This is a genomic window from Mesorhizobium sp. B2-7-1 (assembly GCF_006440735.1).
Lineage (GTDB): Bacteria > Pseudomonadota > Alphaproteobacteria > Rhizobiales > Rhizobiaceae > Mesorhizobium.
This window is the reverse complement of sequence record NZ_VFUA01000036.1, coordinates 7,501-29,526: the sequence shown is the minus strand read 5'-3', so window position 1 is coordinate 29,526 and position 22,026 is coordinate 7,501. Positions and strand designations below refer to the sequence as shown.

Here is a 22,026-nt window from a genome sequence, read left to right as displayed (position 1 = left end):
AAGAATCTTTACGCTATCTTACCGCAACAAGAACCGGCCGCCAAGCGGTCTCGCAGCGACAGGACAGTCCGATGAAATTTCTCTGGGACTCGGCGATCGGCCTTCTGGTGGTGACGGGCGGATTGCTCGGCATGACGCTGCCATTCGGCAAGCTCGCGACCGCCGCTGGCGTGCCGGCCATGGTCTGGGCCTTCGTCATTTCGCTGGGCGCCGGCGGCGTGCTGCTTTTGGCGCTTCTCTTGCGCGGCGAACGCATCCGGCTGACGCCGCACAAGCTGCGTTATTTCTTCGTCACCGCGGCGATCTCCTACGCCATCCCCAATCTTTTGATGTTCTCGGCCATCCCGCATCTCGGCGCCGGCTACACCGGCATCATGTTCACGCTGTCGCCGGTGATCACGCTGGTGTTCTCGATCCTGCTCGGTGTCAGGCGCCCCAATCTGCTCGGCGTCATCGGCATCGCCGTCGGCTTCGTCGGCGCGGCGATGGTCGCGCTGACGCGCGGCGAAGCCGGCCAACCGGCCGATTATTTCTGGGTGGCGATCGGCCTGCTCATCCCGGTCAGTCTTGCCGCCGGCAACATCTACCGTACCGTCGACTGGCCGCAGGACACCGGCCCGATCGAGCTGGCGGTCGGCAGTCACCTGGCCTCGGCCACGCTGCTTCTGATCGGCATCCTCGGCCTTCTGGGCACGCATGCCTTCGTCCCGCTCGGGGCCGTGCCGCTTGTGGTCGTCGGCCAGGTTGCGTCTGCATCCGCGATGTTCGCCTTCTTCTTCCGCCTGCAGGCAGTCGGCGGGCCGGTCTATCTCAGCCAGATCGGCTATGTGGCGGCGGCCGTCGGCCTGTTCGCCGGCACGCTCTTCCTTGGCGAGCACTACCAGCTTCTGACCTGGCTGGGCGCGGCCATCATCACCGCCGGCGTTTTCATCACGACGAAAGCGCAGAGCCAGACCGGTGCGTCGGCGTCGGTCCGGATCGAACCGGCTTCGTCCCGGAGCTAATCCTCCTTGCCGGCGGGTTCCGGCTGCGGATGACGGCGGCGATGGGTGGCGGCGGCGCGCGCCGCCTGCTCATAGATGCCCGTCATCAACTCCAGGGTGCGCGCGACGTCCTCGAGCTTTTCGGCCATTTCGGGAATGCGCTTCACCGCTTCGATGAGCAGGACCGAACGGATATCGGCATAGCGCTCCGTCACCCGGTGACCGAGCGGCGTCACCTCATAGGTCACACCGGCCCTGCCGCTGCCGGTGCGCGTGATCAGCCTGCCCTTCAACAGCTTGCGAAGGCTGTACTGGATGTTGGGAACGTCATCGCGGTTGGTCATCTGGGCGAGATCGCGGACGCTCTTGGGCCGGTCGTTCATCCTGATGATGTGGAGCAGCGCGTTTTCCGGCCCGCTGGCCGAAAACTCGATCACTGTCGCCAGACATTCCGCCTGCCAGTGGCCGAAAGCCTCGTAGGAGCGCATCAGGGCATATTCGACCTCGGTGACGTCGATCTCCAGCGGCGTGCGCGCCAGATGCCAGCCACGGTCGAGCAGTTCTTCCTGTGTTTCCAGCGATTTGCGACGCTCGTTCATCCGCCTCTCCCTCCGCGCCAAGATGCGCTGATCCACGCGATTGCGTCCACATGAATTTATGATAGACTTTCTATCATAAATTATAACGAAAAACGGAGGAGAACATCGTCATGAGCATGCTCGACAAGTCCGCGCCCAGCACGCAGCCTTTCTTTCTCGGCACGTTCGCGTCCAACTGTTCCGGCGGAATGACCGTCACGAAGGTCGACGAGCGCTGGGACAATTCCTGGGACAACAATCTCAAGCTCGCCCGCTTGCTCGACGAAGCCGGCATCGACTTCATGCTGCCGATCGCCCGCTGGATCGGGTATGGCGGCGAAACCAACTTCCATGGCAACGTGCTCGAGACCATCACCTGGGCGGCAGGGCTGCTGGCGCTCACCCGCAACCTCACCGTCTTTGCCACCACCCATACGGCTGCGAACCACCCTGTGGTCGTCGCCAAGCAGCTGGCGACCATCGACCAGATCGGCCGCGGCCGCATCGGGCTCAACATCGTCGCCGGCTGGAACAAGCCGGAATATGAGGCGCTTGGGCTGACGCTGCCTGACGACCACACCACACGCTACGGCTACGCGCAGGAATGGTTCGATATCGTGCGCGCCTTGTGGAGCCGCCCGGAAGCCTTCGACTGGGACGGCACCTGGTTCAAGCTCAAAAACGTGTTCGGCGATCCGCGTCCGTCGTCACCGCTGCCCATCCTCAACGCGGCCGGCTCGGAAGAGGGGCGCAAATTCGCCGTCCGCAACGCCGATTTCCTGTTCACGCCGGCGATCGACCTTTCGCGCTCGAACGACGAGATCGCGGCGCTGAAGGAGCAAGGTAAAGCGGCGGGCAGGGACGTCGATGTGCTGACTTTCGCTCATGTCGTGTGCCGGCCGACGGAAAAGGAGGCCAAGGACTATCTCGAGCATTTCGGCCGCGCCAATGCCGATTGGGCGGCCGTGGACAATCTGGTGCGGCTGCAATTCGCCCATGCCCAGTCCTTCCCGCACGATCTCCTGGCGCTCATCCGCGACCGCATGGCGGCGGGCCATGGCGGTTTCCCACTGACCGGCACGCCCGAGCAGGTCGCCGACGGGATCACCCAACTGCACCAAGCCGGCTTCCGCGGCTCGACCTTGTCCTTCGTCGATTATGTCGAGGAATTCCCCTATTTCCGCGACACGGTCCTGCCTATCCTTGAACAGAGGGGCATCCGCATCGCGCCGGCCGCGATGCAGTCGGCGGCTTAGGCTAGCCCGGCTTTGCTGATCCACTCTTAAGTTCGTCTTGACGCTACTCCAGACGGAAAGCCTCAAGGCACTCTGGAACGGCTTGCCGAAAGAGGAGAAAGCCATGTCCAACCCAGAAGGTCCGGTAAGCGTCGCGGATTTCCGCGCCGCCATGCGGCTCATCGTCGGCAATGTCAGCGTCATCACCGCCGGCGTTGGCGACGACCGCACCGGCCTCGTCGTGATTTCCGTGGTGTCGCTGTCGGCGGAGCCGCCGAAGGTGATCGCCTGTGTCAACCGTTCGTCGTCGACCTGGCCGGTCATCGAGCGCTACCGGCATTTCGGCGTCAATTCGCTCGGGCCTCAGCATCAGCGGGTCGCCGAGCGGTTCTCCGGCTTCGGCGGCATCAAGGGCAAGGACCGCTACGACGGCGCCGGATGGACGACGCTGAGGACGGGCGCATCGCTGCTCACCGATGCGGTTACCGCCTTCGACTGCAGCCTCGACGAGATGATCGACCGCGGCACGCACTCGATCGTCATCGGCTCGGTCGAAGCGGTCAGGACTGAGGACGCCGGCCAGGCGCTGATCTACTGGCGGGGCGGCTATCGACCGCTCGACGCATGAGACGAGCGGGCCCGGCCGCTACAGCTCAGGCCGAGGCCTTTTCCGCCAGAACCATATAGTTGACGTCCATGTCCTTCGAGCGCTGCCAGCGGTCGGCCAGCGGATGATAGATGACGCCGGTGCGGTCGATCACCGTGAGGCCGGCGGCGCCCAGCGCTTTTGCCAGTTCCTCCGGCCGCACCAGCTTGCCGAACTGATGCGTGCCGCGCGGCAGCCAGCGCAGCACATATTCGGCGCCGATGATGGCCAGGCCGAGCGCCTTCAGCGTGCGGTTGATGGTGGCGACGAACATGATGCCGCCGGGGCGGACCATCTCACTGCATTTGGCGACGAACAGGTCGACATCGGCGACATGCTCGACGACTTCCATATTCAGGATGACATCGAAGGTCTCGCCGGCATCGGCCAGCGCCTCGGCCGTGGTGGCGCGATAGTCGATGCTAACGCCGGCTTCCGCCGCATGCAGTTTCGCGACTTCGATGTTGGTGGCGGAAGCATCGGCGCCGACCACTTCGGCGCCAAGCCGGGACATAGGCTCGCACAAAAGCCCGCCGCCGCAGCCGATATCGAGGAAGCGCAGGCCCTCGAAAGGCCGCGCCGCGCGCGGATCGCGACCAAAGCGCGCCGCCACCTGGTCGCGGATATAAGCAAGCCGCACCGGATTGAACTTGTGCAGCGGGCGGAACTTGCCGTTCGGGTTCCACCATTCGGCGGCAAGGGCGGAGAAGCGCTCGACTTCTCCGGCATCGATGGTCGATCGGCGGGGCTCTGGCATGGGCGGGTCTCCAGCGCATGACCCCGAAAATCGGAATCGATTTTCGGAAAAGGATCATGCGCAAAGTCATCCTTTGCGCGTCCCAACGGACGCGCGGCGCTGTAGACGCCAAGAACTCGGGTTCTCGCCCAAGAAAGTCAAGGCAGGTTTTTTCGGCTGCTGCCACGAGCGCGCCGGCAACCCGGCGATGGGATATTTCGACGGCCGGCCATAAGCGAGGTTAACCACCGTTCAACGCGACACCGCGGCCGTAGCGTGGCTCATGTCGACACTGGCCGGCTCGATCGCCTGCACCGCCTCGCTGTCGCCGATCTCGGCCATGATGCGGTCCGCCGCCGCCCTGGCCTGTTCCAGGCTCTGCCAGCGCACGACATCCACCCAGCTTCCATCCTCGCGCCTGCCGAGCTGCCGGCTTAGAAAGCCCGGCTGTCGGGCAAGCCAGGCCGTCATGACCCCGTTCTTGGCGACGAAGCCGGCCTCGGCGCCGGACGTGAGACGGAAAGTGACGATTTCCAGGGTCTCGGTCATGAGAATCTCCAAAGGCCGGTTTGGGTCGTCTTATGGCATGGCTGGCGACAGGAATCCGTCAGGATAGGCAATGCCGGGCCGGCTATGGCCGCGCTCGCTTGCGAAGCCTTGCCGTTTTGGCTAAGGAGGCCGCGCATTTCGGCGCTGGGCTTCAACCCGGCGGTTCCTCCCGTTCCGGCCTTGAGCCGGCTTCAGTCAAAGGCTTTTCGCTTCCATGGCGCGTATCGTGATGAAATTCGGCGGAACCTCGGTCGCCGACATCGCCCGCATCCGCAATGTGGCGCGCCATGTCAAACGCGAGGTCGATGCCGGCCACGAAGTCGCCGTGGTGGTTTCGGCCATGGCTGGCAAGACCAACGAGCTGGTCGGCTGGACGCGCGAGGCCTCGCCCATGCACGACGCGCGCGAGTATGATGCCGTGGTTGCTTCGGGCGAGCAGGTCACCGCCGGCCTTCTGGCGATCACGCTGCAGAACATGGGCGTCCATGCCCGCTCCTGGCAGGGCTGGCAGATCCCGATCAAGACCGACAATGCGCATGGCGCGGCGCGCATCCTCGACATCGACGGCGCCTTCCTGATCAAGCGCTTCGGCGAGGGCCAGGTGGCGGTGATCGCCGGTTTCCAGGGCATCGGGCCGGACAACCGCATCGCCACGCTCGGCCGCGGCGGCTCCGACACCAGCGCCGTGGCGATCGCCGCGGCGGTCAAGGCGGACCGCTGCGACATCTATACCGACGTCGACGGCGTCTACACGACCGATCCGCGCATCGAGCCGAAAGCCCGCCGCCTGGCCAAGATTTCCTTCGAGGAAATGCTCGAAATGGCCTCGCTCGGCGCCAAGGTGCTGCAAGTGCGCTCGGTCGAGCTTGCCATGGTACACAGGGTGCGTACCTTCGTGCGGTCGTCCTTCGACGATCCCGATGCGCCCGGAATGGGGGATTTGCTCAATCCGCCCGGAACGCTCATTTGCGACGAGGAAGAGATCGTGGAACAGCAGGTCGTGACCGGAATTGCCTACGCCAAGGACGAAGCGCAGATTTCGCTGCGCCGCGTCGGCGACCGTCCAGGCGTCGCCGCCGGCATCTTCGGCCCACTGGCCGAGGCCAACATCAATGTCGACATGATCGTCCAGAACATCTCCGAGGACGGCAAGTTCACCGACATGACCTTCACCGTGCCCTCGGGCGACGTCGACAAGGCGCTTGCGGTGCTGGAGAGATTGAAGCCGGAAGTCGGCTACGACGTCGTGCAGTCGGAAGCCGGCATGTCGAAGGTCTCGGTCATCGGCATCGGCATGAGGAGTCACGCCGGCGTCGCCGCCACCGCCTTCAAGGCGCTGGCCGACAAGGCGATCAACATCCGCGCCATCACCACTTCCGAGATCAAAATCTCGATACTGATCGACGGTCCCTATACCGAACTGGCGGTTCGCACTTTGCATTCCGTCTACGGTCTGGATAAGCAATAGCAAGAACTGAGTCAGTTGTTGCGTGAGCGCCGGCCGCGGGAGAAACTGCGGCGGGCGAAATGCCCATTGGAGAACAAGCCGCGATGCGTGATACGGCCAGTGGCCCGCGCGTTCTGCTCAAACGGCTTCGCGAGCTCATGCAGGAGCCGCTGGAGCCGCAGGAGCGGCTCGACCGCATCGTGCGCGACATCGCCTCCAACATGGTCGCCGAAGTCTGCTCGCTCTATGTGCTGCGCGCGGACTCGGTGCTCGAACTCTACGCCACCGAGGGTCTGAACCCCAACGCCGTCCACCTGGCGCAACTCAGGCTCGGGCAGGGCCTGGTCGGCACGATCGCCGCCAGCGCGCGGCCGCTCAATCTCTCCAACGCCCAGGAGCATCCGGCCTTCGCCTACCTGCCGGAGACGGGCGAGGAGATCTACAATTCCTTCCTCGGCGTGCCGGTGCTGAGGGCAGGGCGCACGCTGGGCGTGCTGGTGGTGCAGAACAAGACCATGCGCCACTACCGCGACGACGAGGTGGAAGCGCTTGAAACGACGGCGATGGTGATCGCCGAGATGATCGCCACCGGCGATCTCGCTCGCCTGACCAAGCCGGGGCTGGAGCTCGACCTCAGCCGCCCGGCAAGCTTCACCGGCCTCTCCTTCAACGACGGCGTCGGCCTCGGCCATGTCGTGCTGCACGAGCCGCGCATCGTCGTCACCAACCTGTTCAACGAGGACAGCGAGGAGGAGGTGCGCCGGCTCGACCGCTCGCTGGGCTCGCTCAGGCTTTCGATCGACGACATGCTGGAGCGCCGCGACGTCGCCTTCGAAGGCGAGCATCGCGAGGTGCTCGAAGCCTACCGCATGTTCGCCAATGACCGCGGCTGGGTGCGGCGGCTGGAAGAGGCGATCCGCAACGGCCTGACGGCGGAAGCTGCGGTCGAAAAGGTGCAGAGCGACATGCGCGCACGCATGCTGCACATGACTGACCCCTATCTGCGCGAGCGGATGAGCGATTTCGACGATCTCGCCAACCGGCTCCTGCGCCAGCTGATGGGGCGCGGCCCGGAGGATGTGGCGGCCGCGCTGCCCAAGGACGCCATCATCGTCGCCCGCTCGATGGGTGCCGCCGAATTGCTCGACTATCCGCGCGACAAGCTGCGCGGCCTGGTGCTGGAGGACGGCGCGGCGACCAGCCATGTCGTCATCGTCGCGCGCGCCATGGGCATTCCCGTCGCCGGACAGGTTAAAGGCGCCGTTTCCATGGCGGAAAATGGCGATGCCATCATCGTCGACGGCGAGGAAGGCACCATCCATCTCAGACCGCAATCCGACCTGGAAGCCGCCTATGCCGAAAAGGTCCGCTTCCGGGCGCGGCGGCAGGAAGTCTATCGCGAGCTGCGCAAGAAGCCCTCTCTGACCAGGGACGGAGTTCCGGTCGATCTCCTGATGAATGCGGGCCTTGCCGTCGACCTGCCGCAGCTGACCGAGTCCGGCGCCGCCGGCATCGGCCTGTTCCGCACCGAGCTGCAATTCATGGTCGCCTCGACCTTCCCGCGCGCCGAGGCGCAGGAGCGGCTTTACCGCGACGTGCTCGACGCGGCGCGCGGCAAGCCGGTCACCTTCCGCACCATCGACATCGGCGGCGACAAGGTGCTGCCTTACTTCAAGGGCGCCATCCAGGAAGAGAACCCGGCGCTCGGCTGGCGGGCGATCCGGCTGACGCTCGACCGTCCCGGCCTGCTCAGGACCCAGATCCGCGCGCTGCTGAAGGCCAGCGGCGGCCGCGAATTGAAGCTGATGCTGCCGATGGTGACCGAGCTGTCGGAAATCACGCAGGCGCGCGAGATCATCGACCGCGAGGTCCGGCATCTGTCGCGCTTCGCGCATCACCTGCCCACCAGCCTCAAGCTCGGCGCGATGCTGGAAGTGCCGTCGCTCCTGTTCCAACTCGACGAATTGATGAAGGCGGTGGATTTCGTCTCGGTCGGCTCCAACGACCTCTTCCAGTTCGTCATGGCGGTCGACCGCGGCAACACCCAGTTGGCCGACCGCTTCGACAACCTATCGACGCCGTTCCTCAGGGTGCTGAAGACGATCGCCGATGCCGGCTCGCGCAACCATACGCCGGTGACGCTGTGCGGCGAGCTTGCCGGAAAACCCATATCCGCCATGGCGCTGATCGGCCTCGGTTTCCGCTCGATCTCGATGTCGCCGGCCTCCATCGGTCCGGTCAAGGCGATGCTGACCGAACTGCCGCTGCAGGAGCTGAAGGCCTTTTTCGACGACAATCTGATGGCTCCCAGCCAGAAATTGCCGATGCGCGCGCTGCTGCAAGCCTTTGCAGACGATCGCTCCATTCCCCTCTAGATTCACGTGAGGGCGGTCTGCAAATGGCGATTTTCTGCGCTTCCTGTGCTCATGTACCTAAATGTACATTCCGCTCCGGTTCTCGAAACTCGCCATTTTCGACTCGCCCTGACGTGAATTCCATCGAAGTTCCAAGATCATGATCTCCCTGCCCCGCGACCGTATGGATCAAGTCGTCAAGCGTTTCGACATGCTCGAAGCGCAGATGTCGGCCGGTCCCGCCGCCGACGCCTATGTGAAGATGGCTTCGGAATATGCCGATATCCAGGAGATGGTAGGCAAGATCCGGGCGCTGCGCGCCGCCGAACAGGAGCAGGCGGACCTCGAGGCGATGCTCGCCGACAAGGCGACCGATGCCGACATGCGAGCGCTGGCCGAGGCGGACCTGCCGGATGTCGAGGAGCGCATCGAGGCGCTGCAGAAGGACATCCAGATCCTGCTGCTGCCCAAGGACGCCGCCGACGAAAGAAACGCCATCCTTGAAATCCGAGCCGGCACCGGCGGTGACGAGGCGGCGCTGTTCGCCGGCGATCTCTTCCGCATGTATGAGCGCTATGCCGCCTCGCGCGGCTGGCGTTTCGAGACGGTGTCGGCCAGTGACGGCGACGCCGGCGGCTTCAAGGAAATTATCGCCACGGTGTCGGGCAGGGGCGTCTTTGCCCATCTGAAATTCGAGTCCGGTGTGCATCGTGTGCAGCGCGTTCCGGCGACCGAAGCCAGCGGACGTATCCACACCTCGGCCGCCACGGTTGCGGTGTTGCCGGAGGCCGAAGAGGTCGACATCGATATCCGGGCCGAAGACATCCGCATCGACACGATGCGCGCCTCGGGTTCCGGCGGCCAGCACGTCAACACGACCGATTCGGCGGTGCGCATCACCCATTTACCTACCGGCATCATGGTGGTGCAGGCGGAAAAGTCGCAGCACCAGAACCGGGCAAAGGCCATGCAGATCCTGCGCGCGCGGCTCTACGACCTGGAGCGCAGCCGGGCCGACGAGGAGCGTTCGGAATCACGCAAATCACAGGTCGGCTCGGGCGACCGGTCGGAGCGCATCCGCACCTATAATTTCCCGCAAGGGCGCGTCACCGACCACCGCATCAATCTCACCCTCTACAAGCTCGACCGGGTCATGATGGGCGAACTGGACGAGGTGGTCGACGCGCTGATCGCCGACCACCAATCAAAGCTGCTTGCCGATATGAGCCTCGATGGCTGATCAACTGCCCGCCGCGCTCGGGCTGCTGCTCAGGGCGGCGCGCGAACGCCTGGCCGCCGCCGGCATTGCCGATCCGGCGCTCGATTCCCGGCTGATCGTCGAGCATTTCTCCGGCACTACGCGTACCCAGGCCATTGCCGAGCCGGGACAAAAGGTTGGTTCCACGGCACTTTCAGCCATCGAAGCGGCCCTGAGGCGTCGCGTCGCAGGCGAGCCGGTGCATCGCATCCTCGGCTACCGCGAATTCTACGGTTTGCGCCTGGCGCTTTCGCCGGAGACGCTCGAGCCGCGGTCGGACACCGAGACGCTGGTCGACGCCGTCCTGCCCTTCGCCCGGGCAACGGCCGAACGGCTTGGCGAATGCCGTATTCTCGATCTCGGCACCGGCACCGGCGCCATCGCGCTGGCCCTGCTCAGCGCTGTCCCGGCGGCCACAGCGACGGGCGTCGATGTTTCGCCCGAGGCGCTGGCGACCGCGGCCGGAAACGCCCGTGACCTGGGGCTAGGCGAGCGCTTCAAAGCCTTGCATTCCAATTGGTTCGAAAAAGTTTCCGGCCATTACCATGTAATTGCCTCGAACCCTCCCTATATACCTAGGCGAGACATTGGAAATCTGCAGGACGAGGTTCGCGATTTCGACCCGCACCGGGCCCTTGATGGCGGTGTGGATGGTTTGGACCCTTATAGGGTCATCGCCGCCGAAGCGGCAGGATTTCTGGAAACGCAAGGCAAGGTAGCGGTCGAGATCGGCCACACGCAGAAAATCGAGGTCACCGGGGTATTCGCGGCAGCCGGCTATGTGTTAACCGGGACACATCGCGACCTCGGCAAGAATGACAGAGTTCTGGTGTTCGAGCGGCGAAAGCCCTGATGCAGTGCGAAAAAACCGCTTGGCAATACCGGGGAATGCAGTTAGGGTCCGGCTCAACCGGATGAGACGAAGCAGGCAGTGCTCCCAGCGATTCGGTTTTCCTTGGAAATAGCTGCCTTCTTGCGCAAACGACGCCCAAGCTTCGTGCGGGAATCATCCGGCAAGTGATGTAACCGGAACAGGATGGCACGTGGCGCCAACGCAATTGATGCGGGCGAACGCCGGTGAAGAAACGAAACGGCTGGCTGCATGAGCGCCTCCGTTCGTGAAGAGTTTTTCGAAAATTCACTATGAAGAGAGTCTAATGAGGCCACAACAGCAGAACAGGCGCATGCGCGGTCGCAACAATAATGGCGGCGGCGGTGGCAATAACAACAACAACCGCAAGGGGCCGAACCCCCTGACCCGCACCTACGAGAGCAACGGCCCGGACGTGAAGATCCGCGGATCGGCTCAGCAGATCGCCGAAAAATACGCCACACTCGCCCGTGACGCGCAAAGCTCCGGCGACAGGGTGATGGCGGAGAACTATCTCCAGCACGCCGAACATTACAATCGCATCATTGCCGCCGCCCAGGCGCAGATGCCGATCCAGAACGTCCAGCAGAACCGCGACGACTTCGAGGACGATCTCGATGATGACCGCGACGAGTTCGATAATGCCGGCAATGGCGCCGATGCGCCGGCCGCGGCGAACGGCTCCGGACCGCAGCCGGTGATCGAAGGCACGCCGGCGGAACTCGCCTACAACCAGGAAAACGGCCGCGACAACAACAATCGTCGCGACGGTGGTCAGCGCGATGGCGGACAGCGCGACAACAATGGCCGCGACCGGCATCGCGACCGCCGCAACGGCGGCTACGGCCAGAACGGTCAGCGTGGCGAAAATGGCCAGCGCGGCGAGCAGGGCGGCCAGCAGTTCGACCAGAACCGCCGCAATGAGACGCAGGCGCAGCCCGAGGCCGCCGGCGAAGCTGAGCCCCAGGCCGAGCAGGCCGCGCCGCAGTTCGATAATTTCTCTCCGGCAGCCCTTGCCGCCCAGGCTGAGCTAAACGAAGCCGCCATGGACAATGGCGCTCGCCGACCTCGGCGTCCGCGCCGGCCGCGCGGCAGCTATGCCGACCAGGCGAGCAATGGCGAGCAGGGCGACCAGCCGGAGGGCTCTCGCCCCGAAGGTTCGAATGCCGTACCTTCAGGCGAAGAGCACAAGGCGGCAAACAATGGCGATGTGGCCGGCGCCAAGCCCGTCGAAGAGGCGAGGCCGGCGGGCGAGACCGTCGCCAGCGAGCCGGCGCCGGTTGCCAGCGAAGCTCCCGGCGAGCCTGTTGCCGCCGACGCGAACAACTGATCTGGACGCCATTCCAGGCATTGCAAACGGCGGAGATGCATCTCCGCCGTTTTTGTTTTTTCGGACTGTAGAACAATATGGCGCGCCGATAGAGCATTTCACCGTTTCACGAAAACGGCGAACTGCTCTATCTTTTTGTTTTACGCAATTCCGGACGGAAGGCGTCGAGCCTAACCGCGTCACATTTTTCCTGGAACTGCGTTAGCCAGACGTCTTGAGAGCCTGCCGCCCGCGCACCATATCTCGCCAGGAAACTGGGCTCGGCCCTTATGGGCGGGTCCGTCACCGCAATCTGATCCGGTGCCGCAAAGCGGGCCGGTGATGGAAGGAGACAGAAATGAATCTTGAGAAATACTCGGAGCGCGTGCGCGGCTTCATCCAGTCCGCGCAGACCATGGCGCTCTCTCGCAACCACCAGCAATTCACGCCCGAACATATGCTGAAGGTGCTCGTCGACGACGACGAGGGCCTTGCCGCGTCCCTGATCGAGCGTGCCGGCGGCAGCGTCCGCGACGTGAAGCTCGGCATCGAGGCGGCGCTCGAGGCCATGCCCAAGGTCGAAGGCGGCAATGGCCAGCTCTATCTGGCCCAGCCGCTCGCCAAGGTGTTCTCGACTGCCGAGGACCTAGCCAAGAAGGCCGGCGACAGCTTCGTCACCGTCGAGCGGCTGCTGCAGGCGCTCGTCATGGAGAAGTCGGCCAAGACCGCCGACATCCTGTCCAAGGCTGGCGTCACCGCGCAGGCGCTCAACCAGGCCATCAACGATATCCGCAAGGGCCGCACCGCCGACTCGGCCAGCGCCGAGCAGAGCTATGACGCGCTGAAGAAATACGCGCGCGACCTCACGGCCGACGCCCGGGCGGGCAAGCTGGATCCCGTGATTGGGCGCGACGACGAGATCCGCCGCACCATCCAGGTGCTGTCGCGGCGCACCAAGAACAACCCGGTCCTGATCGGCGAGCCGGGCGTCGGCAAGACGGCGATCGCCGAGGGCCTGGCGCTGCGCATCGTTAATGGCGACGTGCCGGAATCGTTGAAGGACAAGCAGTTGATGGCGCTCGACATGGGCGCGCTGATTGCCGGCGCCAAATATCGCGGCGAGTTCGAGGAGCGGCTGAAGGCCGTGCTCAACGAAGTCACGTCGGCCAACGGCAACATCATCCTGTTCATCGACGAGATGCACACGCTGGTCGGCGCCGGCAAGGCGGACGGCGCGATGGACGCGTCGAACCTGCTGAAGCCGGCGCTGGCGCGCGGCGAGCTGCACTGCGTCGGCGCGACCACGCTCGACGAATACCGCAAGCATGTCGAAAAGGATCCCGCGCTTGCCCGCCGTTTCCAGCCGGTCTTCGTCGACGAGCCGACGGTGGAAGACACGGTTTCGATCCTGCGCGGCCTGAAGGAGAAGTACGAGCAGCACCACAAGGTGCGCATCTCCGATTCCGCGCTCGTGTCGGCGGCGACGCTTTCCAACCGCTACATCGCCGACCGCTTCCTGCCCGACAAGGCGATCGACCTGGTCGACGAGGCGGCGTCCAGGCTCAGGATGCAGGTCGATTCCAAGCCAGAGGCTTTGGACGAGATCGACCGCCGCATCATGCAGCTCAAGATCGAGCGCGAGGCGCTGAAGGTCGAGAAAGACGAGGCCTCGAAGGACCGGCTTGCCCGGCTGGAGAAGGAACTCGCCGGTCTCGAGGAGGAATCGACCGCGCTGACCACGAAGTGGCAGGCCGAAAAGCAGAAGCTTGGCCTTGCCGCCGACCTGAAGAAGCAGCTCGACGAGACGCGCAACGAACTGGCGATCGCGCAGCGCAAGGGCGAGTTCCAGCGCGCCGGCGAGCTTGCCTATGGCAAGATCCCGGAGCTGGAGAAGAAGCTCAAGGAAGCCGAAGCGCAGGACGGCAAGGCCGGCATGGTGGAAGAGGTGGTCACACCCGACCACGTCGCCCATATCGTGTCGCGCTGGACCGGCATTCCGGTCGACAAGATGCTGGAAGGCGAGCGCGAGAAGCTCTTGCGCATGGAAGACGAGGTCGGCAAGCGCGTCGTCGGCCAGGGCGAAGCCGTGCAGGCGGTGTCCAAGGCCGTGCGGCGCGCCCGTGCCGGGCTGCAGGATCCGAACCGGCCGATCGGCTCGTTCATGTTCCTCGGGCCCACAGGCGTCGGCAAGACCGAGCTCACCAAGGCGCTGGCCAACTTCCTGTTCGACGACGAGACAGCGCTGGTGCGCATCGACATGTCGGAGTTCATGGAGAAGCACTCCGTCGCCCGGCTGATCGGCGCGCCTCCCGGCTATGTCGGCTATGAGGAAGGCGGCGCTCTCACCGAAGCGGTGCGGCGCAGGCCCTATCAGGTCGTGCTGTTCGACGAGATCGAGAAGGCGCATCCGGACGTGTTCAACGTGCTCTTGCAGGTGCTCGACGACGGCCGGCTCACCGATGGCCAGGGCCGCACCGTCGACTTCCGCAACACGCTGATCATCATGACGTCCAACCTCGGCGCCGAATATCTGGTCGGTCTCAGCGACGACCAGGATGTCGATGCCGTGCGCGACGAGGTGATGGCCGTGGTGAAAGCCTCGTTCCGGCCGGAGTTCCTCAACCGCGTCGACGAGGTGATCCTGTTCCACCGGCTGCGCCGGCAGGACATGGACCGCATCGTCGAAATCCAGCTCAAACGGCTGGAGAACCTGCTTACCGACCGCAAGATCACGCTGTCGCTGGATCATGACGCGATCGAGTGGCTGGCCTCGAAGGGCTACGACCCGGCCTATGGCGCCAGGCCGCTGAAGCGGGTGATGCAGAAGGAGTTGCAGGATCCGTTGGCGGAAAAGATCCTGCTCGGCGAAATCCTCGACGGTTCGACCGTCAAGGTCACCGCGGGCTCCGATCGGTTGAACTTTCGTTCGAAGCCGACCGTGGTGGCGACGGAAGCCGCCGCCTGACCGGGGCGATTGGAATGAATACGAGCGCGCCGCATCTGGAGATGCGGCGCGCTTTGTTATTTATGGCGACCGCGCATAATCAGCCGCCGATTCGAAATGGCTGAGGAGGGGCTCGTTGACGCTCGACGATTATAACGGCTTTTGCGCTTCGCTCCCGGCGACGACGCATGTCGTCCAATGGGGCGGCGCCCATGTCTGGAAGGTCGGCGGCAAGGTGTTCGCCATTGGCGGCTGGAACGAGGGCGGACAGCTTTTCGTCACCTTCAAATGTTCGGAGATGGCTTTCGACGTTCTAAAGGATCAGCCGGGCTGCCGGCCAGCGCCCTATCTTGCCTCGCGGGGCATGAAATGGATCCAGCGTCAGACAAGCCAAAGCATGGATGATGCGGCGCTCGAGGACTATCTGCGCGAGAGCCATCGACTGGTCGTCCTCAAGCTGACCAAACAGGCACGCAAGGAATTGGGGTTTGCCGCGACCTAAGGATCCTACGCATGTCGCTCTCGTAAAACCGCAGCATACTTTTGCACGACATGCATTGGCCGATATTCCTCAAAGCACGGAAAACCGCCATCTTCATGCCCGGTTCATATTGGAACCTTAACTTGGGTGACTGGTTTGCTGGCGAAGGGTTCGCCCGCCAGAAGCCCAGTCGACCGGAGAGCTAGACCCCCATGCTGCGCTTGATCTTTTCCCTTTCGGCACTCGCGGCCGGGCTGGTGTCATCAAGTGCGTTCGCCACGCCGAGCGTGGATGGCACGCAGAGCGCCCGCCCGACTGAGCGCGGCGCGCTGGTGCTGGCCCAGGAAGGCAATATCGACATCTATTACGATGCCAGGGGCAACCGCGTGCTGGTCGATGCCGACACCGGCAAGGTGATCGCCATCCAACCGCCGGGGAGCAGGCTCGATCGCCGCGCGCTTCGCCGACAGATGCGCATGCAGGAGCTCGGCCGCGCGCAGCCTGAGGACGACGACCGCTATTATCTCGACAATTCCGAAGATATGGCGCGCTTCCGCCGCCGGCAGCTGGAAGAGAACGGCCGGGTCATCCCGCCGCCGGTCGACGAATATGACCCCAACGGCGATAATTCCGTCGATGCCTATCCGCCGGCGCCGAACAATGATGAGGGCTCTGCCAGCACCTATCCGGAGGCGCCGAAGTCCAACACCATCAAGCGCCAGCCGCTGAACGAGGCGTCGATCGATCCGGAGCAGCCGGGCCAAGGCGAAGTGCTGCAGACCAATCCGGACGCCCAGCCGTCCTTGCCGAGCACAGGCGGCAAGGCCACGGTCGATCCATCGCTGTCGCTCGGGGTGCGCCAGGACGTTGCGGCGCTGCAGGTGCTGCTCGATCGCGGCGGCGCTTCGCCGGGCGTGATCGACGGACGCTTCGGCTCGAATGTCGACAAGGCGCTGGCCGCCTATAACGAAATAAACGGCACCAATTTGAAATCGACCGATGCGGTCGGCATCCAGGCGGCGCTCGCCCAGTCGGGCGGCGATCCCTTCGCCTCCTACACGATCACGCCGGAAGATGTCGCCGGCCCTTACGTCGCCTCGATCCCGGAAGACTACAGCCAGAAGGCCAAGCTCGACTGCATGTGCTATACCTCCGTCACCGAGGCGCTGGCCGAACGCTTCCACATGGACGAGACCTATCTGAAGTCGATCAACAAAGGCGTCGACTTCAATCGCCCCGGCACGATGATCAAGGTCGCCAATTTCGGCAAGCTGGTGTCGACGCCGGTGGCGCGCATCGTCGCGGACAAGACCAAGAAGGAAGTCTACGCTTACGACGGCAGCGGCAAGCTGGTCGCGGCCTATCCGGCCACGATCGGATCGGCCGACACGCCATCGCCAACCGGCATTCATGCCGTCTCGCGCATCGCGCTCGATCCGAACTACACCTACAATCCGAACATCAATTTCAAACAGGGCCAGAACGACAAGATCCTGACCGTCCCGCCGGGTCCGAACGGGCCGGTCGGCTCGGTGTGGATCGCGCTCGATAAGCCGACCTACGGCATCCACGGCACGCCCGAACCCTCCAAGATCGGCAAGACCGAAAGCCATGGTTGTGTGCGCCTGACCAATTGGGATGCGCGCGAACTCGCCAAGCTGGTGTCGCCGGGCGTCACGGTGGAATTTGTCGGCGGACCAACAATCGCGGATGTCGGCGGGACCTCAGCCGATGAGTTTACGCAGCAGTGAGGCGCGCGGCGCGGCGGCATAGATGAGCTGCACCAGCAGGATGAAGCCTATGCTGAGCAGCGGCGTGATCAGGCACAGCGCTGCGCCGACCGCCCACAGAATCTGTGCCTTGACGATACGATTGTAGACGGTGCGCCGCGTTTCAGCGTCCACGTCCTCGGCGATCATGCCGTTCCTGTCGGCATACCACCAACTGGCGAACAACGTTGCGCCCAGCATCAGCAGGTTCAGCCAATAGACGACGATCGCGATCCTGAACTCCAGAAAATCGGCAAGAAGGTCGGTCGAGAAGGGCAGCAGCGCGATGAAGGCGAGAAAGCACAGGTTCAATGTCGCGAGCCTGCGGTCCGACTTCGCGATCAGGCCATGCTGCGCCTGCTGGCCGAACCAGAAAATGGTCAGCGTCAGGAAGCTCAGCGCATAGGTCAGGAAGCGCGGCGCCAGCGCCAGGATCGCTCCAAGCAATTCGCCTTCCGAATGCACCGCCTCATGCGATGGCACCCTGATCTCCAGCACGATCAAGGTCAGCGCGATGGCGAAGACGCCGTCGGTTATGCCGACGATGCGTCCACGTCCCTCCGCCGACGGTTCGAGCGGCCGCTTCATGGCTTCCCCTCCACGCATGATGGCGGAACCTAGCACGCCACCGGTGGTTTGCATCAGGATTGAGCCGACCTCGCCATCCGGCCAGGGCCGGATTGAAGAGGTGGAGCATGATGTCGCCCGAAAACCGCTTCACACTTTTCGGCATCATGCCCTAGCCATCTGGTTTCAAGAACAGCGATGCTCTGGCTTGTTGTTGCGCCCATGCGAGGGGGCTAAGCAGGGGTCCATGTCATCCGCGAACGAAACCAATGCCGATTCGCATTCGCCCGCGCGGGCGAATGGTACGTTCTGTCCGCAGACGCAGCGAAAATTCGTGCTGGTCGCTGCGATCCTCGCCTCGGCGCTCGGCTTCATCGATGGGTCGATCCTGGCGATCGCCATGCCGGCGCTGCGCGCGGATCTCGGCGCCAGCCTGGCGCAGGCGCAGTGGATTTCCAATGCCTATGCGCTGACGCTGTCGGCGCTCATCCTGGCGGGGGGCGCTGCCGGCGACCGGTTTGGCCTGCGGCGCGCCTTCGTCATCGGCATCGCGCTGTTCGTCGCGGCTTCGCTCGCCTGCGCGGTGGCGCCCGATCCGGCTGTTTTGATCGCCTTCCGCGCCATCCAAGGCATCGGTGCGGCGATCATGGTGCCGGGCAGCCTCGCCATCATCGCCAAAGCCTATCCGAAGAAGGAGCGCGGCCGGGCAATCGGCATCTGGGCCGCGGCGTCGGCGCTGACCACGGCGCTTGGGCCTGTGCTGGGTGGTTTTGTCCTGTCGGCTTTCGGCAATGGAGTCTGGCGGGCGATCTTCGCCATCAACCTGCCGCTTGGGCTGATCTCGATCTATCTGCTTTTGGCCAAGGTTCCGGCCGACAGACCGACCGAAAAGCGCAACCTCGATCTCGGCGGCGCCGCGTTGGCGACGCTTGCCTTCGGTTTGCTCGCCTACGGGTTGACGGCGATGAATGCCGAAGGCGCAGGATCGATGTCGGGCCCGGCGATCGCCACCGGCGTGGCGCTGCTTTTTGCCTTCATCTTTTACGAGCGCAGGCGGCGCGACCCGATGATCGATCTCGGCCTGTTTCGGATCAGGGCCTTCGCCGGCGCCAATCTGGCGACGTTCTTCCTTTATTTCGCGCTGTCGGCCAATTTGTTCTACCTGCCGATGCTGCTGATCGCCGGCTGGAGGCTGAGCGAGGCCGAGGTCGGCTTCATCTTCCTGCCGCTGTCGGCGTCGATCGCGCTTTTGTCCGGACCGGTCGGCCAGTGGTCGGACAGGATCGGTCCGCGTTTCCCGATTGCCAGCGGCAGCATGGTCGTGGCTGTCGCCTTCGCCGGCCTTGCCTTGCTCACCCACTTCGGCATCCATGATTTCTGGATCGGAACCTTTCCGCTGATGGCGCTGATGGGACTTGGCATGGCGCAGGTCGTATCGCCGCTGTCGACCGCAGTCATGACGTCCGTCGAGGACAAGGATACCGGGGCAGCGTCCGGCATCAACAATGCGGTCTCGCGCGTCGGCGGCCTGATCGCCGTGGCGGCGATGGGCTCGCTGGCGGCCTGGGTCTACGCACGCATCGTCGGTGACGCTTCCGGGGTGCCGGGTTTCGGCGAGCCGCCCGCGTCCGGTCTTGCCGCCAACATCGATGCGGTCAGGGTCGCGGCAAGCGATTCGGCTTTCGCCGCGGTCGCGGCGATCACGACGCTGCTTTGCGTGCTCGCCTCACTCACCGCCTGGTTCACGGTTCCCGGACAGGCATCGCCCTGGCCGCGGCAGGCAGACGATTCGCAGGATTAGTTCGGAAGCTGCGAATCAGTCTTGGCGCTGGCAACCTTCAGCGAGTTGCCGTCTTCCTGCTTCAAAAGATCGTCTATGCGCTCACGCTCGCGCTTGAAGGCGACGAGATCGTCGCCCTTCAGCACCTTGCCGACCGGCAGGCGCACCCGCATCGGGTCGACCTTGGTGCCGTTGACGATCAGCTCGTAGTGAAGGTGCGGGCCGGTGGCGAGGCCGGTCTGGCCGAGATAGCCGATCGTCTGGCCCTGGCGGACGCGTATGCCGGGCTCGATGCCTTTGGCGAAGGCGCTCTGGTGGTTGTAGGAGGTCTCGTAGCCATTGGCGTGACGGATGATGATCTGCTTGCCGTAGCCGCCGGCCCAGCCGACCTTTTCGATGACGCCGTTGCCGGCGGCGATGATCGGCGTGCCGATGGGTGCTGCCCAGTCGACGCCGGTATGCATGCGTACATAGCCGAGGATCGGGTGCCGACGGGCGCCGAAGCCGGAGCGGAACTTGCCGGCCGGCAGCGGATTGCGCAGCAGGAACTGCTCGGCGCTCGAGCCATTTTCGTCGAAATAGTCGGTGCTGCCGTCCTGCATCTGGAAGCGGTAGAAATTGCGCGTCTGGCCGCCGAAGGTCGCCGAGACATAAAGGAGGTCGGAATTGTCGGAGGTCTGGTCGTCGTTGTCGGGCTGCGAGAACAGGACCTCGAGCCGGTCGGCCGGCGAGATCCGCGACTGGAAATCGACGTCGGAGGCGAGAAGCTTGATCAGCTTCTGCGTCATCGCTTTCGACATGCCGTAGGAATAAGCGGCGCGGTAGATACCGTCATAGACATTGGGCAGGTTGCCGCGCACCACGACCGGCTGCGAATCGTCGAACGCCGTCAAAAGCTCGGGATTGGGCTCCGGCTCCTGTGCCGGCACATACTGGCCGCGGTCGTCGAGCGCGATGGTGACGATGTGGGTGGTCTTGTCATAGACGCTGGTGCGCACGACCTTGGCGATGTCGCCGCGCACCTCGAGACCGACGCGCAGCACCGTTCCGGCCTTCAGCGCCGGGGCGTTCAAGAGCTTGCTGATCGCCTCCGCCATGCCGGTGGCGTCATCGCCGGTGTAGCCCGAATCGGCGTAGGCCTCGGCGATATCGGTATCCTTGGTGAAGGGGATGATTTCCTCGGCGAAGGCCGGCGTCTGGTCGTCGGGCGTGGCGCGCGCCGCCACCGAAACATTTTCCTGCGTGATCTTCACGTCGTAGGAGCCGGCCATCGATTCGGCGAAGGCGTCGCCGAACCGCTGCGGATCGATATAGTGCAAAGCGGCCACCTGGATGGCGCCGTCGCTCAAGCCGCTGCCGGCGTCGCGCACCACCTTTTCCACCTCGTCGGCGGAAAGGTCGCTCTTTTCGTCGAAGGAAGCCGTCTCGATCGGAAAATCGACCGTCTTCAGGCTCATCTCGCTTTCGACCTTGGCGCCGTAGATCTGTCCGGCCGCTGCGGCTGCCGTTGCCGGCTGGGCATTGTCGTCGCCGTCGTCGCCGAAGACCTGCATGGGGTCGAATGGCGGGTAGGGACGGTTGGTGGTGTGGCCGGCGGCGAGCGCCATCTTGATCTGAACGAAAGGCATGGTGTGGATAACGTCGCGGTCGCCGACCTTGGTGACCATCGACACTTCCATGCGCCGCCGGTCCTTTGCACGCGCGATCTGGCGCGGCGCGACCAGCCTTGTGGTCTTTGCCTGCTCGCCGGAATCATCGCTGCCGCCGGCAAGGCTGATGAGCTCGGCGATTTCCGGCGGAGTCGCCAATTGCTGACGGCCATCAAGGGCGGCGAACAAGGCCACGCCCATCAAAACACTCGATGTGACGCCCGTAAGGAATGTGCCCGACAGCCAGCGCGCCGAGACCTCGCGGCGGTCGGGCGGGCCGCTGCGGCCGTCCGCGATCAGCGGCGGCTCGTTGCCGAGTTCGGCTATGACATCTTCCGTGTCTGGCATCCAGAAAGGCTGCTTCTTCCCCGGGCGAACGGCTTGTCGTTTTCGTTGTGGCCATGACATTTGCCTGTCACGGCGGTTGAAGTCAACGAAACGGCAGGCCGGGGCCGATATCCCCAATCATACGCTGGGCGTGAACCGCTCTATTCCGTCAGCTGCGAGGGCGCCCTTACGTGCACGCGCGCGCCTTCCTTATGTGGGCCGGTTTCACGCCTCAATACGGCGGCAATAGGGCCTCGCTGTGGATGACCCAGGGGCTGCCGCAAGGGCAGTCGGCTACTGAAAATGGCGACCAAGAAATTCGTCGCAAAAAATTCAAAAAAGTTCGAAATCGGTGTTGACGCGTCGAGGGAGGTCCGACTATATACGGCCCACGAACGAGGGCGGTGCGCCGCTGGCGGCAGAGAAGTTCGCTTCTAGGTTTGCCCTCTGCAGGAATTCAAGAGAGCCGCGTGAGCGACACTCGGACGGCCCCGGAGCCAAAAGCGAAGCGGGCCACGACATTGCGTTTGCGGTGTCTGTTCT

The 22,026-nt window shown here is 64.1% G+C and carries 17 protein-coding genes; 12 read left to right on the top strand and 5 right to left on the bottom strand.

What is annotated here, in order from left to right:
• Positions 1-71: 71 nt before the first annotated feature.
• The gene (locus tag FJ471_RS15725) at positions 72-1,004 is read left to right on the top strand and encodes a DMT family transporter (RefSeq protein WP_140804509.1); all 933 of its coding nucleotides are present in this window, start codon (positions 72-74) and stop codon (positions 1,002-1,004) included.
• Here the strand turns inward: FJ471_RS15725 and FJ471_RS15720 are convergent.
• Positions 1,001-1,582, bottom strand: coding sequence for a winged helix DNA-binding protein (locus tag FJ471_RS15720; protein WP_140804507.1), 582 nt, complete (start codon positions 1,580-1,582; stop codon positions 1,001-1,003). The genes FJ471_RS15725 and FJ471_RS15720 overlap by 4 nt on opposite strands.
• 110 nt (positions 1,583-1,692) lie before the next feature.
• On the opposite strand from FJ471_RS15720, the gene FJ471_RS15715 reads away from it, so the two are divergent.
• Both FJ471_RS15715 and FJ471_RS15710 read left to right on the top strand, forming a co-directional pair.
• Positions 1,693-2,817 carry an LLM class flavin-dependent oxidoreductase gene (locus FJ471_RS15715; RefSeq protein ID WP_140804505.1) on the top strand — a complete coding sequence of 375 codons (1,125 nt, stop codon included), beginning with the start codon at positions 1,693-1,695 and terminating at the stop codon, positions 2,815-2,817.
• A gap of 103 nt (positions 2,818-2,920) precedes the next feature.
• Positions 2,921-3,424 (top strand): flavin reductase family protein, encoded by a 504-nt coding sequence (locus FJ471_RS15710; RefSeq protein ID WP_140804503.1) that lies wholly within the window; start codon positions 2,921-2,923, stop codon positions 3,422-3,424.
• 25 nt (positions 3,425-3,449) lie between these two features.
• Here the strand turns inward: FJ471_RS15710 and ubiG are convergent, their stop codons facing one another.
• Positions 3,450-4,199, bottom strand: a complete 750-nt coding sequence (ubiG, locus tag FJ471_RS15705; protein ID WP_140804501.1) for a bifunctional 2-polyprenyl-6-hydroxyphenol methylase/3-demethylubiquinol 3-O-methyltransferase UbiG — start codon at positions 4,197-4,199, stop codon at positions 3,450-3,452.
• Between the two features lie 231 nt (positions 4,200-4,430).
• Complete coding sequence (locus FJ471_RS34805; RefSeq protein WP_181179416.1) at positions 4,431-4,727, bottom strand: hypothetical protein; 297 nt, start codon at positions 4,725-4,727, stop codon at positions 4,431-4,433.
• 214 nt (positions 4,728-4,941) lie between these two features.
• Between FJ471_RS34805 and FJ471_RS15700 the strand changes: the two genes are divergently transcribed.
• The 8 genes from FJ471_RS15700 (at position 4,942) to FJ471_RS15665 (ending at position 17,142) form a co-directional block, all read left to right on the top strand.
• Entirely contained in the window at positions 4,942-6,195 is a 1,254-nt protein-coding gene (locus FJ471_RS15700; RefSeq protein ID WP_140804499.1) for an aspartate kinase, read from the top strand.
• Positions 6,196-6,278: 83 nt separating this feature from the next.
• Entirely contained in the window at positions 6,279-8,549 is a 2,271-nt protein-coding gene (gene ptsP / locus FJ471_RS15695; protein ID WP_140804497.1) for a phosphoenolpyruvate--protein phosphotransferase, read from the top strand.
• A gap of 139 nt (positions 8,550-8,688) precedes the next feature.
• On the top strand, positions 8,689-9,768 hold the full coding sequence (gene prfA, locus FJ471_RS15690; RefSeq protein ID WP_140804495.1) for a peptide chain release factor 1: 1,080 nt from the start codon (positions 8,689-8,691) through the stop codon (positions 9,766-9,768).
• On the top strand, positions 9,761-10,639 hold the full coding sequence (gene prmC / locus FJ471_RS15685) for a peptide chain release factor N(5)-glutamine methyltransferase (protein WP_140804493.1): 879 nt from the start codon (positions 9,761-9,763) through the stop codon (positions 10,637-10,639). Before prfA ends, prmC begins: the two co-directional genes overlap by 8 nt.
• A gap of 304 nt (positions 10,640-10,943) precedes the next feature.
• Positions 10,944-11,987 (top strand): DUF4167 domain-containing protein, encoded by a 1,044-nt coding sequence (locus FJ471_RS15680; protein ID WP_140804491.1) that lies wholly within the window; start codon positions 10,944-10,946, stop codon positions 11,985-11,987.
• A 337-nt stretch (positions 11,988-12,324) separates the two neighbouring features.
• Positions 12,325-14,931, top strand: coding sequence for an ATP-dependent chaperone ClpB (clpB, locus tag FJ471_RS15675; protein ID WP_140804489.1), 2,607 nt, complete (start codon positions 12,325-12,327; stop codon positions 14,929-14,931).
• Between the two features lie 115 nt (positions 14,932-15,046).
• Positions 15,047-15,412, top strand: coding sequence for an MmcQ/YjbR family DNA-binding protein (locus FJ471_RS15670; RefSeq protein WP_140804487.1), 366 nt, complete (start codon positions 15,047-15,049; stop codon positions 15,410-15,412).
• 191 nt (positions 15,413-15,603) lie between these two features.
• On the top strand, positions 15,604-17,142 hold the full coding sequence (locus FJ471_RS15665) for a L,D-transpeptidase family protein (RefSeq protein ID WP_140804485.1): 1,539 nt from the start codon (positions 15,604-15,606) through the stop codon (positions 17,140-17,142).
• Here the strand turns inward: FJ471_RS15665 and FJ471_RS15660 are convergent.
• A complete protein-coding gene (locus FJ471_RS15660) occupies positions 17,116-17,748 on the bottom strand; it encodes a TMEM175 family protein (protein WP_140804482.1) in 633 nt (210 codons plus the stop codon). The two genes, FJ471_RS15665 and FJ471_RS15660, sit on opposite strands and share 27 nt — an antisense overlap.
• 226 nt (positions 17,749-17,974) lie before the next feature.
• On the opposite strand from FJ471_RS15660, the gene FJ471_RS15650 reads away from it, so the two are divergent.
• Entirely contained in the window at positions 17,975-19,528 is a 1,554-nt protein-coding gene (locus FJ471_RS15650) for an MFS transporter (protein ID WP_140804478.1), read from the top strand.
• Here FJ471_RS15650 and FJ471_RS15645 read toward each other — a convergent pair.
• Complete coding sequence (locus tag FJ471_RS15645; RefSeq protein WP_140804476.1) at positions 19,525-21,504, bottom strand: M23 family metallopeptidase; 1,980 nt, start codon at positions 21,502-21,504, stop codon at positions 19,525-19,527. The genes FJ471_RS15650 and FJ471_RS15645 overlap by 4 nt on opposite strands.
• Positions 21,505-22,026 lie beyond the last annotated feature (522 nt).